We start from the raw sequence: 15,068 nt of genomic DNA, 5'->3' as shown, positions 1-15,068 counted from the left end.
TCACTGGAATCGATTCAAAGCTTCTTTAGCAGCAGCCTGCTCGGCTAATTTTTTTGATTTGCCGCTGCCACGGCTGATTTCTTTCTCATTAACAAAAATGGCTACTTCAAAACACTTATTGTGCGCAGGACCCGACTCAGCAACAACTCGATAATCAATCAGAACATCTCCTTGAGTCTGCAGGAGTTCCTGAAGCCCTGTCTTGTAGTCCTTAACACGCTCGAAATTCCCTTTTTCAACTTGCGGAATCATCACCTGATCCAAAAAAGTGCTGACAGTCTCCAAGCCCTGATCCAAAAAAAGAGCGCCTAGAAATGCTTCAAAAAGGTCTCCTAGAATTGTATCACGGTTCCGGCCGCCTGATTTTTCCTCACCTTTTCCCAGCTTGACAAACCGCTCAAAGCCGCATTGACGGGAAAAACCCGCCAGACTTTCTTCACGAACAATCATTGAACGCCTTTTAGACAGCTCACCTTCTGCTTTTTTAGGGTATCTGCTGAATAGATACTGTGAAATCAGCAGCTGCAGAACCGCGTCTCCTAAAAATTCCAAACGTTCATTGTGTGAAATGTTTAGGAGACGGTGCTCATTTGCATAAGACGTATGAGTAAAAGCCGTTTCCAACAGACTTGAATCACTAAAACAAATATTAAAATCAGCAAGCAACTGACGTTCCAACTCCTGCATAAACCTCTCCTTTAACAACAAGATACAAAGGCCGTATAAAGCTCACAGCAAAAATAGGAGACTGGACGAAGAGCCTCAAGGCTCTAGAACAGGCTGTCTTTTTTGCATAGCTCTTAGGCCGTGTTCAATTAACAAGATACAAAGGCCGTGAAAAACGCAAAAGGAAAATGACGGTAAGTCCGAAATCTCTGATTTCGCAGACGCACCCCTGCCAGAACGACTAGAAGGGTGCGGGCGGCCGTTAGGACGACAAAGCCTTCAGACGTTTACGGCTGCCTAACTGTGAAATCAATTGTGCACTTGACCATCTTTTTCCCGCAGCGTTTAGCCCGTGTTCAATTAACAAGATACAAAGGCCGTGAAAAACGCAAAAGGAAAATAGGGGACTGACTGACGAATCGCCAGATTCTAAGTCAGGACATCTTTTTCCCGCAGCGTTTAGGCCGTGTTCAATTCACAAGATACAAAAGCTGTTTGGAAAGTGTTTGAAAAACAGCAGTGATGAAGAACACATCTAACTTTCTTTTGCTCAATACCTTCAAAACTTCAGCAAGCACTGAAAAACTGTAAAATGTTACAAACCGCCTCTACAGCTACTGTTTCTGGCATCAGCTGCTGTATCTTCTTTTTTAAGTATTTTAATGACTTAACAGTCCTATTCATTATAGCAAAAATTAATAAAAAAAGGGAGACAGACAAAAACCTGCAAATAAAAGCTGTTTTCACCCTGTCCTACCACTTGTCATTCAATAAATAAAATTAAGCAAAAAGCGATTTAAAGAATCTCTGACTTTGAGATTTTTTGCCATCAGCAGTCTACCGATTCCTAAATTTTAGTCAAAGGAGTAGCGGTATCAGGCGAAGTATCAAAAACCTTAAAGTCAGTACCTGCCCCCAAATCAGCTGATAACAGACTGTTTTCCATCGTCATATGCGCTAATTCTTTGATATTGTTTTCTTTGCTCAGATGGCCCAGATAAATCTTCTGTGTCCTTCTGCCGATTGTTCTAATCATAGCTTGAGCTCCATCATCATTGGACAAATGACCTTTATCTGAAAGAATACGCTGCTTAAGCCGCCATGGGTAAGAGCCTGACCGAAGAATTTCAATATCATGATTGGATTCAATCAGGTAGGCATCTGCATTTTCAATCAATCCCGCCAGCCGATCACTGACATAGCCTGTATCCGTCAGCATTACAAAGCTTTTATTATCTTTCATAAAACGGTAAAACTGGGGTTCAGCCGCATCGTGACTGACACCGAAGCTTTCAACGTCAAGGTCGGCAAATGTCATCAGACTTCCGCGTTTAAAAATATGTTTTTGTTCCTGATTGATCTGACCAATCATCTGATGTTCATCTATTACTTGCCAGGTCTTCTCATTGGCATAAATATCCAAATGATACTTACGAGCCAAGACCCCCACACCTTTTATGTGGTCCGAATGTTCATGTGTAATCAGAATAGCATCAAGGTCTTCCGGTTTTCGGTCAATTTCTGCCAATAGGCTGCTTATCTTTTTGCCGGTTAGACCGGCATCAACTAAAAGACGTTTTTTGTCTGTTTCAAGATAAAAACTATTGCCGCTCGAGCCTGAAGCTAAGATACTGTATTTAAATCCGCTTTCTGACATAATCAGTCGCCGTCTTCCTCCCATTCTTCATAAATATTAGCAGACTTTTCATATGGTAAAACAATGGTAAAGGTCGACCCTTTGCCATAATCACTTTTAGCCCAAATAAATCCCTGATGCTGCTTAACAATTTCCTTGGCAATAGCCAACCCCAGGCCTGTCCCTCCCTGAGCTCGGCTCCTTGCTTTATCTACTCGGTAAAAGCGGTCAAAAATCAGAGGCAGATCTTTTTTAGGAATTCCCAGGCCTTCATCAGCGACAGAAATAATCAGCTGTGTATCTGTCGTTTTCATACTGACGGTGATATTGGCTCCGTCCGGAGAATATTTTATGGCATTGTTGATAATATTGTCCAGCACCTGTGTCATCTTGTCTGTATCGATTTCAATCCAAATAGGCACAGCAGGATAGTCTCTGACAATTTCATAATATTTTCCGCCAAAACTCTCCTGATTCTTAATGTGGTCAAATCGGTCTAAAACAGAGGTCATATAAGCAGTAAAATTAATCATTTCAATGTCTAACTGCGTGACCTGATTATCGATTCTGGATAAATTGAGCAAGTCCGAAATCATCCGTATCATCCGATTGGTTTCATCCAGAGAAACCTTGATAAAGCTGGGCGCAATATCCTCTTTCAGCGCTCCTTCATCCAGCGCCTCCAAATAAGATTTTACTGAAGTCAGAGGAGTTCTCAGCTCATGGCTGACATTGGAAACAAACAGCCGACGCTCACGCTCCTCCTTTTCCTGTTCTGTTGTGTCATGTAAAACAGCAACCAAACCTGAAATAAAGCCGCTTTCACGCCGGTTAAGAGCAAATCGGATACGCAGCGTTATAAATTCATCGTACTCATTGCGCTGATTTAAAACAATCTCCGGTGTCTTTGATACCAAGTCGCTGTAATTATAGGGACTGTCCTGCCCTAAAATATCTACAATATTCAGCTGAAGGGCTTCATCACGGCTTAAATTCAGCTGCTTCTGCGCCATTTCATTAATCATTATAATTTGCCCGGTTCGGTCTGTTGCCAGCACCCCATCAGTCATATAAGCCAGAATACTGGCTAAGCGATTTTTTTCTTGGGCTAAATTTTCATGAGTCAGCTGAAAAACTTTGGACAAATCATTGAGATGCTCAGCCAAATCTCTCATATCTGCATCTCCAGAGACCTTAATATCACCGGTGTAGTTACCGGTGATTAAGTCTCTGACCTTATCACTAAGCATGCGGATATTTTTAGAGAAGCGAAAATCCCGGATAGCCAGATGAATAAAATAAAATGCCACAAAAACAAGCAGAAGCAGGATAGCAAATTCAAAAGTATTTAAATTTCCTACGATATTATTATTCATAAGACTTCATATAATATCCGACACCCCGTCTGGTCAAAATATACTCCGGCCGGCTGGGTGTGTCCTCAATTTTCTCACGCAAACGCCTCACAGTCACATCGACTGTTCTGACATCACCAAAATAATCATAGCCCCAAACCGTCTCAAGTAAATGTTCACGTGTCATGACTTGACCGATATGTGTTGCTAAATGATGCAGCAATTCAAACTCACGGTGAGTCAGTTCCACTTCTGTGCCGCGTTTCAGAGCAACAAAGGCGTCTGGTAAAATCTGCAGCTCACCAATAGTAATTTCTGGCATTTCAGTTGATGCGTTCTCTTCCGCAACCGCCGTTTCAATGTTTTCTGTTCTGCGTAAATGGGCCTTAACCCTAGCCAGAAGTTCGCGGTTTGAGAAAGGCTTGGTGACATAGTCATCCGCGCCGATTTCAAGACCGATAACCTTATCAAATTCACTGTCTTTGGCAGAGAGCATAATAATCGGAATGTGACTGGTCTTACGCACTTCTTTAGCAACTTCTAAGCCATCCAGTTCAGGCAGCATTAAATCGAGAATAATCAAATCCGGACTTTCTTCCCCATACTTTTCCAGTGCTTCACGGCCATCAAAGGCCGTCACTGTATCATAACCTTCCTTAGCCAAATTAAACTTAATAATATCAGAAATTGGCTTCTCGTCATCTACGATAAGAATTTTCTTCATTTGTACACCTCTTCAGGTTTATTTAGCCATTCCCAACGGCCATCGTTGGGGCATGGTCTGAGTATGTTTTTACTAAAAACCATACACTTTTTAATTATAGCAAAAAAAGCAACTATTTTAAAACATTAGGTATGTAAAGGCAGAGAGCAAATTATGACAAGTTTCCGCTAAAAAACCAGCCCAGTAATTTCTGCCAATGAAAGGCCGCCAACCTGACTGCAGAAAAAGGATTTATCTGAACATTTTCTCAAAAAGCCTTACAAAAATTAACATTCTGTTCTTCTGATAATTGACACAAAAGCCTATCTGTGGTAAACTGTTTTCAGATGTCAGAAAATCTCACAATGATAAAAGGAGGATTATATGGCCCTTATTGAATATAAAAATGTTGAGAAATATTATGGGAAATATCATGCTCTGCGCCATATCAACTTAGAAATTGAAGCTGGACAGGTTGTTGTTCTGCTTGGACCTTCTGGTTCAGGGAAATCAACACTCATTCGGACAATGAATGCTCTGGAGTCTATTGACAGCGGAACACTGACTGTTAACGGGCATGATGTGGCTAATGCTTCTGCTAAAGATTTAGTGCAGCTTCGTAAGGAAGTTGGGATGGTTTTCCAGCACTTCAACCTCTATCCTCATAAAACAGTGTTAGAAAATGTTACTTTAGCTCTGACCAAAGTTCTGGGAAAATCTCAGCAGGAGGCGGAAGCTATTGCTGAACAATATCTGACTTATGTTAATATGTGGGATCGTAAAGATTCCTTTCCTGGGATGCTTTCCGGAGGACAAAAACAGCGGATTGCCATCGCCCGCGGTCTGGCTATGAACCCCGAACTTCTGCTTTTTGACGAGCCAACTTCAGCACTTGATCCCGAAACAATCGGTGATGTTCTTGCGGTTATGCAAAATCTGGCAAAAGAAGGCATGAACATGATTGTTGTTACACACGAAATGGGATTCGCCAGAGAAGTTGCCGATCGTATCATTTTTATGGCTGATGGAGAAATTTTAGTTGATACTACCGATGTTCAAGGTTTCTTTGATAATCCAACAGAACCGCGAGCTAAACAGTTCCTAAGTAAAATTATCAATCATACCAGCGAACGTGTATCAGTGAAATAGGGAGGGGCACTATGAAATTAAGACCTTTTCTGACAAGTTTAGCTGCTTTTCTGCTCATTATTGCCCTCCTGTTTATTGGACAGAAAGATGCTGCTGCTGCCAGTCAGTCAGAACAAATTCAAAAAATTAAAGATGCCGGTGTCCTGAGGGTAGGCGTCAAACAAGATGTTCCTAACTTCGGTTATTACAGTGCTGATACAGGTAAGTATGAGGGTATGGAAATCGACATCGCCAAAAAAATTGCTGCAGAGCTGGGGGTTAAAGTCGAGTATGTACCTGTCACAACTCAAACTCGTGAGCCGCTCATGGATAACGGACAGATTGACATTTTAATCGCGACCTATACTATTACAGAAGAACGGCAGGCCAATTACAGCATTTCAAATCCGTATTACTATGATGAAATTGGCTTTTTGGTCAGAAAATCGAGCCAGATCAAAACTATCGATGATTTAGACGGCTTGACTATCGGCGTGTCACAAGGTGCGACAACAAAAGCAAACTTGGAACTTTATGCCAAAGAACACAATCTGACCTTTAAGTACGTGCAGCTGGGGAGCTTCCCTGAACTGGCTATCTCGCTTTATGCAACACGTATTGATGCTTTTTCCGTTGACAAATCTATTCTTACAGGTTATGTCAGCAAGAAGACAGAAATCCTCAAAGAAGGGTTTAACACACAAGAATATGGCATTGCTACTAAAAAATCAAATACCGGTGTCATTGATTATATCAATAATCTGCTCAGTCAGTGGAACAAAGACGGAAGTCTCCAGCAAATCTATGATAAATATGATTTGACCCCTGCAAGGGCTGAATAGAACAGTGCTTCCAAAAATAAAACCTTTTCTCAGCTGTTTACATACCGCAGAAATAGCTTTTATCTAAGAGCGCTTCTTATCCCAAAAAGGCAGCGGCCGCTAACGAGCCGGCCTTTTTCTAAAATTCATTTCAACTTAAATTTCCTGGTTTAGTTTTAAGCTGTAAACGAATAACCCCGACGATTAAATTAGGCCTCAAACGCTGCGGGAAAAAGCATGGTCAAATATAGACTGATTTCACAGTTCGGCAGCCGTAAACGTCTGAAAGCTTTGTCGTCCTAGCGGCCGACCGCAGCCTTCTAGTCGTTCTGGCAGAGGTGCGTCTGCGAAATCAAAGATTTCGGGACTTACCGCCTATTTTCCTTTTGCGTTTTAACGGCCTTTGTATCTTATGAATTGAACACGGCCTAAAATCCTAGTGAAACAGATGGCTGTCAGCGTGATGCAAGCATCACTTGCCATCCCCTATTTTCATACGGATTTTTATACGGCCTTTGTATCTTGTTAAAGGAGGGTCATGTGGTTATATTAACAACAAGCAGTCCGTTTGCTTTATCACGCTGGAGTGATTTCTTTGCTCATTTTGGAGAGTTTATCAAGGGCTTCTTCTATACATTGGGGATGTCTGCTGCCGCCCTGCTGCTGGCTTTAATGTTAGGCATTATTTTTGGAGCTATGAGCTCATCTAAAAATAAAATATTCAAGGCCATTGCCCGTGTCTATGTTGAAGTTTTTCAAAACACCCCGCTTCTTGTCCAGTTTGTGTTTGTCTACTATGGTCTTGCAATCATCAGCGGCGGTGCGATTATGATTTCAACCTTTTTCACAGCTGTTCTCTGTGTCGGGATCTATCACGGTGCCTATATTTCTGAAGTGATCCGTTCAGGTATCGAAGCTGTCCCGCGCGGACAGACAGAAGCTGCACTTTCTCAAGGCTTCACCTACAGTCAAACCATGAGCTTGATCATTTTACCGCAGGCTGTCCGAACTATCCTGCCGCCGATGACTAATCAAGTGGTTAACCTGATAAAAAACACATCAACCGTGGCTATTATTTCCGGAGCCGATATCATGTTTGTATCCAAGGCTTGGGCCTATGACACAACCAACTATGTCCCTGCTTTTGCCGGTGCCGCATTTCTTTATTTTATTATGTGTTTCCCACTCGCAACTTGGGCTCGCCGAATGGAAGAAGAAAACAAGAAATCATATTCACTGTAATTTAAAAAGTGTCCGCAAAATGACAGTGCACTCCATGCCCTTTGTTTAGACGCTTTTATAGCCTGATTGTAAGGAGATTCTATCTATGTCATCAGTTTTAACACAAACTAATTTGAATTTTATTCTCCAAGGTTTAGGACTGACTCTTTATATTTCCTTTATTTCTATTGTGCTCTCAACCCTTATTGGAACGCTTCTGGCGGTTATGCGAAATGGAAAAAATAGGCTGCTGCGCCTGATTTCCAGTGTATATATTGAGTTTGTGCGCAATGTTCCTAACCTTCTTTGGATTTTTATCATCTTCTTAGTGTTTCAGATTAAATCAACACCTGCCGGAATCACTGCATTTACCGTATTCACCTCCGTTGCTCTGGCAGAAATTATCCGAGGCGGCTTAAACGGTGTTGATAACGGACAGACTGAAGCTGGCTTGTCCCAAGGCATGACAAATTTTCAGGTTTTCGTCTATATTATCTTTCCTCAAGCCTTCCGAAAAATGCTGCCTGCCATTATTTCTCAATTCGTGACGGTCATTAAGGATACATCACTTCTGTATTCTGTTATTGCCATTCAGGAACTTTTCGGAAAAAGTCAAATCCTAATGGGACGCTACTTCGAGGCCAGCCAAGTCTTTACCCTGTACGCCTTGATAGCAGGAATCTATTTTATCATTAACTTTACTATCTCTGCTTTTTCCAGACGCTTAGCAAAAAGATGGGAACAAGCAGCCGAGTAAATTTATAACAGCAAAGGAAAAATATATAAACATCATATCTCAATCATGGCTACTTTAACGGGTAGCTGTGATTTTTTTGAAAACCAAACTTAGTCGCAATACGCTCTGCTATTTCTCCAGTTTAAGAATCAGAGAATATTTTTTTAGCAACAGGTTGTTGATGTTCTTGGAAAATTCGACTGTAAAGCCCTTTGTTTAGGGCTTTTTATTTACTTAAAAATAGATTTGTTTCTATTTCTATAATATTTTTTTGCAGCTAGAAATTCTTTATCCATTTTTGTATGGCGTGTTAATAAAACCCAATTAGCATAGAGATAGCTTTATTGACAATTGTAATATCTGTCATATTGCAAATACAAATTAATCCAAACCCCTCTGCAAATTCTTGCTTGTTTCAAATATGAATATTAGCAGTATTTTATATTCATATTTGAATAAATGATGACTTTTATATTTTTCGTGATATGATGTATGCAAGAAGTCGAGGTGATAAATTTGAAGTTAGAACAAATAAGAGACGTTGAAAAGGAAAAGGCTCAATCAAATGCTATAAATGACTTTTTTGATCACTCTTACTCAAAGGTGTATTCAGAATTATTAAATATAGAGTTAGATTTGCAAATTGATTTTTTAAAAAATAACTATTTAAAAACCACCCACAAAAATGGCTTAAATATTTTAGACTTGTGCTGTGGTACTGGTCGACATATTAAAAAATTAAGCGACCAAGGTTTCGTAATTAATGGTGTTGATATAAATCCAGAAGCAGTAAATACCGCTCAAAAAAGTCTCCCACTAGGAAAAATATATTTGTCTGATGTTCAATTTTTTAAACCTGATATTAAATATGATTTGATTTACAGTATGGAAAGTTCAATTGGATATTTACCAGACGATAAAACGATTAATATTTTTAAAAATATAAATACAAATCTTTTATCAGACAATGGTATCTTTGTTTTGCATCTTGCGAATAGAGATTATTTAGTAAAAAATCTTAGTCAGCGTATGTGGTTTGGCAACACTGCAACTGGCTATTTACTTGAAAACCGAGTTCTTGATTCAGAAAAAGGCATCTTAAATATTGAACAGGTTAGAATTATTGATGGTATAGATAAAAACTATTCAATTGATTTAAGATTATATTCATTAAATGAATTAAAATATTTACTTGCTGAAGCAGGGTTATCTATCATAAAAGTATATGGTAATTATAATAATGAAAATTTTAATATTAATGCACCATATATGATTGTTGAATGTTCAAAAATCAATAATAAATGAAAGGGGGTGATTATATGACTACGGAACAAGGTCTCATTATCATTGCGTAATAATTAGTCACATAAGCTATATGAAGGAGGTGAAGTATTATGACAACAACACAAGGTCTTATTATTATTGCATGATATATATTATCATCTGCATTGGAGGCACCTGATCAGATAGGGCCTTCTATAAAATTTGAAATATTATATGCAAAATTTGATAGAAGAAATTTCCAATATCAAATTTTGCTTTTTTATTAAAAATCCCTTCATTTTAGGATAGAAAAATGTTCAAGTTTTTAAAAAAAAATAAACTCTTCGTTCAACTTACTAGTATTAATTTAGTATCTAAAATCGGAGATAAGCTATTTTATACAGCAATGCTAACAATAGCAACTTCTCTTCCAAACGGAAGCTTAGCTGTCATGATCGTATCAGCCTCAGAGACGCTTCCTATCCTAATTAGTTTATACTTAGGTGCAGTAGCCGATCGACAGAATCAAAAACTACGGTATTTAATAGGAAGCTCACTTTTCAGAGCATTTATGTATATTGGTATAGGATTTATTTTTAGATATCCTCCGACTTTAATTTTAGTTCTATTTGCCTCCTTCTTAAATTTACTGTCCGATATTAGCGGAAATTACTCAACAGCATTGTTTTCACCTTTTACAAAAACGCTGATTAAAGCAGAGAACATGGAAGAGGCGCAAGGATTTGTCAGCGTAGGGACTCAGTTAGTTACTGTTTTAGCCACCTTCATTGGGGCATCGTTACTGACTGTCTGTACAGAAAGTTCATTAGCAATGATAAATGCCCTCATTTTTCTAATCGTTGCTTTACTTTACTTGTTACTTAAGCCGTCTCTCAAAAAACAAGAAACTAAGATAAAAACATCTGAACATGAAAAAACATTTTCAATTGTCACATCTAATCTACGTTCTTTTCTATCTGATCATATGTTATTAAATAATTTAATTCAGTTAGCAATGCTCAATGGATTTTTTGGAGGTTTAACCCCTTTATTTGCCCTGTTTATCAAGGATAACAATGACTTAACCCTTTTGAGCAACCCTGTTAAAATTTCTCTCTTGTCAGGAATGATTACTTTATCCATGGTTTTTGGAAATAGTTTAACCACAAAAGTTTTTAGAAAATATTCGACTTTTCATATCAATATCTGGTCTGATCTGATGATTATTTTAGTAGGAGCCGGTTTCATTTTTAATAATATTTGGATAATTCTTTTAGCCAATAGCTGCCTTGCCTTCCTACTGGGGATTGTTGCTCCAAGATTTTCTGCAGATGTTGTCAATCGTTCACCAGTAGAAAGAATAGGGGGAATCATTACAAGTGTTAATGCTCTTTTAGTAATCGTCCCCCCATTGACAAGCTTAATATTTCCGATGATATCAACTATCAGTATGATTCTTGCTTACTCCAGTTTCATTGTTTACGCTCTATTACTGATAATAATCAGTCTGTTTCTAACCAAAAGAGGTAGGACAAAAATCGGTAAATCGTCATAAATGACGAAATTTCGGTTTTGTTGTGCCGACTCCTCCACACAGTTGATAGGAAATTCTTATCAACCACTGCGCATATGTCTAAAAAGCAAAACGAGGCAGGACCTTTGTCCCAGCCTCTTTAATCTTTCATTAAATTATCAATATTATCTTGAAGAAATGCTGCAACATCTTCGTGTCCTAAATTCCTAACATTGCAGATGTAATCTTCTAAATCTGTCAGCTTAGTGTCTCTTCCTTCTTGATAATCTAAAACCTTTTTCAAAAAAATAAGAACAGTCTTTGCAAACATATCTTGATAAGTCAGAATAGTTTCTAAATGCTTTACAAAATAATCAGCATAATAGTACTGCTTTCTTTCTAACAACACAAAAATAATATTTAGCAAGACTAGCTGAGTTCGATATTTATTATTTAGAATTGATAAGTATAGCGAGTCCCTTTCTGTAAAAGCTTTTCCAAGAAATATGATGTCGCTATTTGACAATACTTGTAAAGTATTACCAAATATATACAATTCATATTCTGTCCACTCTTCAACACTATAAAGATAGGTTGTAATAAAATCTTTATCGCTATCTGAGATGGTATGTTCTGGCTTTAAGTCATGAATAGCACAGTGTATAACAATGCTATTAAGTTTATTATAAATATCATAAGTCTCAGAACTGTCAGCATAAATTGTTAGAAGTTCTTCGAGACCTTTGATATCCTTACTGGAATGATATTGAAAAATTAGCTTAGCTTGTTTAAAAAAGGAACTATCTTCATATTGATGATAAGCATGTTCAAATTCGGCTAAACTCATATGAATAGCAGAGATTGCAATCAATAATTTATCTGCTGACAGCATTGTTTGACCATTCTCAAATTTGGATAATTGTGCTTGGGACAACTCACTATTAACAATGTCTTTCATTTTTAGGCCTCTAGCTATTCGCAATTCTCTATAAAGCTCTCCTAAACGAAATGAATCTAATTTTGTCAAAACAATACTTCTCCCTGCTCATCTTAATCATTGAGCGGTTCTTGGCTGCGCTTAAGGATTTCACCGCTTACAGAATCGATATCGTAATCATACTCCAAACCGGCTACCGGATCGTCAAAGTCCACTTCATAGTAAGACCGGTTATACTCAAATTCTTTTTCGACTTTCAGATTGATAACAGCAGACTCTTCTAAACCGGCATCTGTGAGCGCAATTGCTTTGGCCTGATCTGCCGTAAGTTCCTGATCACTCTTATCCGAGCTTGTATCAGAACTGGGTGCTGTGCTCGAGCTAGCACTTGTTGAACTTGATGCAGTAGTTCCTTTTGTTTCTAAATCATGACTTAAGACACTGCCATCTGCCGCATCGATGGTATAGTCATATTCTGTGTCTTTTGTATGAAATTCAACTTCATAGGTAGCTCTAAAGTTTTCAGTGTCCCTTTTTGTAGAGCTGAAAGTGACATCAGAAGCAGTCAAGCCTGCATGCTTTAGAGCAATAGACTGCGCTTGCTGCGCAGACAGTTTATAGTGCGGACGCAAATAAGCAAAAATAAGCCCGCCAATGACACTAATAATTACTAAAAGCGGAAGACCGATTTTCAACAATCGCCTTTTCATAATAACCACCTCCTTCACCAAGATACAAAGGGTATTAAAAGCTCACAGCAAAAATGACGGTAAGCCAGAAATCTTCGATTTCGTCAGCGCACCTCTGCCAGGACGATTAGAAGGCTGCGGTCGGCCGCTAGGACGATAAAGCCTTCAGACGTTTACGGCTGACCAATTTGAAATCAAGTCTAAACTTAACCATATTTTTTGCACAGAGCTGAGCCCGTATTCAGTTCCAACAAGATACAAAGGGCGTTAAAAACGCAAGGAGAATTTGAAAGTATGCTTCTTTGTATCGCAGCACTTGCATCCTGATTCATTCACTATGTTTTAAAAAAGTGATAGCACAGCTGAGCTAGTCCGGCTGCAGCACCTTATTCTCTACTTTTAGTATATCAAAAACCAAGCCCGAAAGCTTGGTTTTTGATTGTTGAAAATGAGGCAAAAGTGTGGCAGTCTGATTAAAGCAAGGCAAATGCTGCAGTCAAGGTTTGAAAGCAAAAAAGACCAGCCGGTTGACTGCTATAAAATAGTATCTGAATGAGCCAGCACCTTAAAAAAGACTGAATCAGGCAGGGTACCGAAACATTTAGTGACCTCAATTATTTTTGGTCAATTTGAAACCATAACCCCAGATTGTCTCAATATAAATGGGCGCCTGAGCGGCTTTAAGTTTTTTCCGCAGACGCTTAACGGTATCATCTGCAGCCCGAGTCTCAACGATATCTTCATAACCCCAGACTTCTGTTAAAAGATCTTTCCGTGCTACAGCTTCTTCCTTACGTTCTAATAGGTATTTTAGCAGCTTAAATTCAGTCTTAGTCAGCTCTATAATCTGTCCCTGATAAAAAGCAGAGCGGCTTTTAGGAGATAAAGCCAGCCCTCCATAAATCAGCTTATCCGACCGGCGGTTTGCCCCGTACTGACGGGATAAGATAGCCTTTGCTTGCAGGGTCAGTTTAAGCGGAGAAAAGGGCTTAGCAAAATAGTCATCTACACCGGCTGCAAAGGCAGTTACAAGTTCATAATCACTGTCCTGTGCCGCCAGCAAAATAATGGGCAGTTCATGATGCCGGCGGATTGTTTTTATCAGCTCAAAGCCGTCCTTATCAGCGATTGCGCTATCCAAAATCAGAAGGTCTGCTTCTGATTTTATCAAATGCTCAAGTAACTCATCTCTTGCAGCAAAGGTCTCAACTTCCATCCCCTCTTCACGCAGAAAAAAAGCCAGCAGATCCTGTATTTTTTCTTCACAACCGGCTACATAAACTTTAGCCATTGCCTTCCTCTTTTCTTTAAGACTATCTATTGGAAATAGGATTACTGCTTTTCACTGCCTTCCCTCGATTAAGGAAAATAGGGCTGGATAAAAAACAGCGCCAAAAGGGTATGCTGCCTGTTTTTGCCAGTTTAAACCTGTCATGTATTCTGCCGTAAATTTTTAACAAAGGCTCGTCTGAGAGCTGTTACTTCCTGTTTGGCAGATTTGCCCTTTCTGGCATAATGACCTTTTTTATTCATATAACTCACATCCCAAAGACTGTGCCAGCGGCTGTAAATCATCTTAGGAGCCCGAAAAGGGTCGCCGGCATTAGCAAGAACCTGCCTGCGAAACAAAGGATCGTGAACCTTAACTGGAAAGACATCCAGTTCTCTGTGACGATGGTCGTTCCTGTTAGCATAATTAAAGCTGGCACCGTTAACCAAGCCATTGAGTGTCATTCCCTGAGGATCAAGTTCATTGGCAAAATTTCCTTGGCTGTCAAGGATGAACTCTGTATGGAAACCCATAACAATCTTAAGATTGACTGGTAGAGTGACTTCCTTGGTTTTCCGCGGCAATTTATTATGCAGGCGGGAAGATTCGCCTAAGTTAAAATCAAAACGCCGGCGCCAAAAGCGTTTCATTCTTTTGGGTCTCAGATAACTTAGGAGCGATTCCCTATCTGTAGCTGCAGGGAAATGACGGCGAACCCACTGCGCCTGATAAGCCGAAATAACATAACGAAATTGGTGTATTTGATGTGCGAGTTCGTCATCCGATTGGCTCAGCGTTTCTTTGGGAAAAGCCCGCTGTACAACAGATGACAAATCCTGCCAAAAAACATGGTCGGGCGTCAGAGCATCATCAAAAGAAGACAGAAGTCCTTCTGTTTCTTCAATGCTACCGCTGAGTTCTGCAGGCATTGCTGCCAGCTGGAGCAGCTCTTTTAATAAGAAGCGGGCAGATTTTTGAGTCAGATTGATACTGCTCTTCTGCCAAAAAGCTAAAAATTTCTGATCACCGATTAACATTTCACCCCCACCACAGCAAGATCCGGCAGACATTTTAAAACTTTGAAAAAGCGATCAAAATGATGCCGGATAGCTTGCGCCTGTGCAACAGAC

14 protein-coding genes are annotated in these 15,068 nt (G+C 39.4%); 6 read left to right on the top strand and 8 right to left on the bottom strand.

Annotated elements, in window-relative coordinates:
* From rnc to yycF, 4 genes are all read right to left on the bottom strand, one after another.
* Positions 1-687, bottom strand: a complete 687-nt coding sequence (rnc, locus tag A0O21_RS02560) for a ribonuclease III (RefSeq protein WP_067060766.1) — start codon at positions 685-687, stop codon at positions 1-3.
* 826 nt (positions 688-1,513) lie between these two features.
* A complete protein-coding gene (locus A0O21_RS02555) occupies positions 1,514-2,323 on the bottom strand; it encodes an MBL fold metallo-hydrolase (protein WP_067060763.1) in 810 nt (269 codons plus the stop codon).
* A gap of 2 nt (positions 2,324-2,325) precedes the next feature.
* Complete coding sequence (vicK, locus tag A0O21_RS02550) at positions 2,326-3,678, bottom strand: cell wall metabolism sensor histidine kinase VicK (protein ID WP_067060760.1); 1,353 nt, start codon at positions 3,676-3,678, stop codon at positions 2,326-2,328.
* Positions 3,671-4,381 (bottom strand): response regulator YycF, encoded by a 711-nt coding sequence (yycF, locus tag A0O21_RS02545; protein ID WP_067060758.1) that lies wholly within the window; start codon positions 4,379-4,381, stop codon positions 3,671-3,673. The genes vicK and yycF overlap by 8 nt, the downstream gene beginning before the upstream one ends.
* 363 nt (positions 4,382-4,744) lie before the next feature.
* Between yycF and A0O21_RS02540 the strand changes: the two genes are divergently transcribed.
* The 6 genes from A0O21_RS02540 (at position 4,745) to A0O21_RS02515 (ending at position 11,084) form a co-directional block, all read left to right on the top strand.
* On the top strand, positions 4,745-5,509 hold the full coding sequence (locus A0O21_RS02540; RefSeq protein ID WP_067060753.1) for an amino acid ABC transporter ATP-binding protein: 765 nt from the start codon (positions 4,745-4,747) through the stop codon (positions 5,507-5,509).
* An 11-nt stretch (positions 5,510-5,520) separates the two neighbouring features.
* Positions 5,521-6,330 (top strand): transporter substrate-binding domain-containing protein, encoded by an 810-nt coding sequence (locus tag A0O21_RS02535; RefSeq protein WP_067060750.1) that lies wholly within the window; start codon positions 5,521-5,523, stop codon positions 6,328-6,330.
* A 519-nt stretch (positions 6,331-6,849) separates the two neighbouring features.
* A complete protein-coding gene (locus A0O21_RS02530) occupies positions 6,850-7,551 on the top strand; it encodes an amino acid ABC transporter permease (RefSeq protein ID WP_067060747.1) in 702 nt (233 codons plus the stop codon).
* A gap of 85 nt (positions 7,552-7,636) precedes the next feature.
* Entirely contained in the window at positions 7,637-8,287 is a 651-nt protein-coding gene (locus A0O21_RS02525) for an amino acid ABC transporter permease (RefSeq protein ID WP_067060744.1), read from the top strand.
* A gap of 486 nt (positions 8,288-8,773) precedes the next feature.
* Complete coding sequence (locus A0O21_RS02520) at positions 8,774-9,571, top strand: class I SAM-dependent methyltransferase (protein ID WP_227806882.1); 798 nt, start codon at positions 8,774-8,776, stop codon at positions 9,569-9,571.
* 271 nt (positions 9,572-9,842) lie between these two features.
* A complete protein-coding gene (locus A0O21_RS02515; protein WP_067060741.1) occupies positions 9,843-11,084 on the top strand; it encodes an MFS transporter in 1,242 nt (413 codons plus the stop codon).
* A gap of 118 nt (positions 11,085-11,202) precedes the next feature.
* Here the strand turns inward: A0O21_RS02515 and A0O21_RS02510 are convergent, their stop codons facing one another.
* The 4 genes from A0O21_RS02510 to A0O21_RS02495 all read right to left on the bottom strand — a co-directional run bounded on the left by A0O21_RS02510 (position 11,203) and on the right by A0O21_RS02495 (position 14,975).
* Positions 11,203-12,069, bottom strand: a complete 867-nt coding sequence (locus A0O21_RS02510; RefSeq protein WP_067060727.1) for an Rgg/GadR/MutR family transcriptional regulator — start codon at positions 12,067-12,069, stop codon at positions 11,203-11,205.
* A gap of 23 nt (positions 12,070-12,092) precedes the next feature.
* Positions 12,093-12,689 (bottom strand): PepSY domain-containing protein, encoded by a 597-nt coding sequence (locus A0O21_RS02505; RefSeq protein WP_082854398.1) that lies wholly within the window; start codon positions 12,687-12,689, stop codon positions 12,093-12,095.
* 589 nt (positions 12,690-13,278) lie between these two features.
* Positions 13,279-13,959: a response regulator transcription factor gene (locus tag A0O21_RS02500; protein ID WP_067060722.1), complete on the bottom strand. Its 681-nt coding sequence runs from the start codon at positions 13,957-13,959 to the stop codon at positions 13,279-13,281.
* 140 nt (positions 13,960-14,099) lie between these two features.
* Positions 14,100-14,975, bottom strand: a complete 876-nt coding sequence (locus A0O21_RS02495) for a DUF3114 domain-containing protein (protein ID WP_067060721.1) — start codon at positions 14,973-14,975, stop codon at positions 14,100-14,102.
* Positions 14,976-15,068 lie beyond the last annotated feature (93 nt).

Source organism: Streptococcus pantholopis (assembly GCF_001642085.1).
Lineage (GTDB): Bacteria > Bacillota > Bacilli > Lactobacillales > Streptococcaceae > Streptococcus > Streptococcus pantholopis.
Note: the sequence above shows the minus strand (reverse complement) of the source record. Positions and strands in the feature narration are given on the sequence as shown.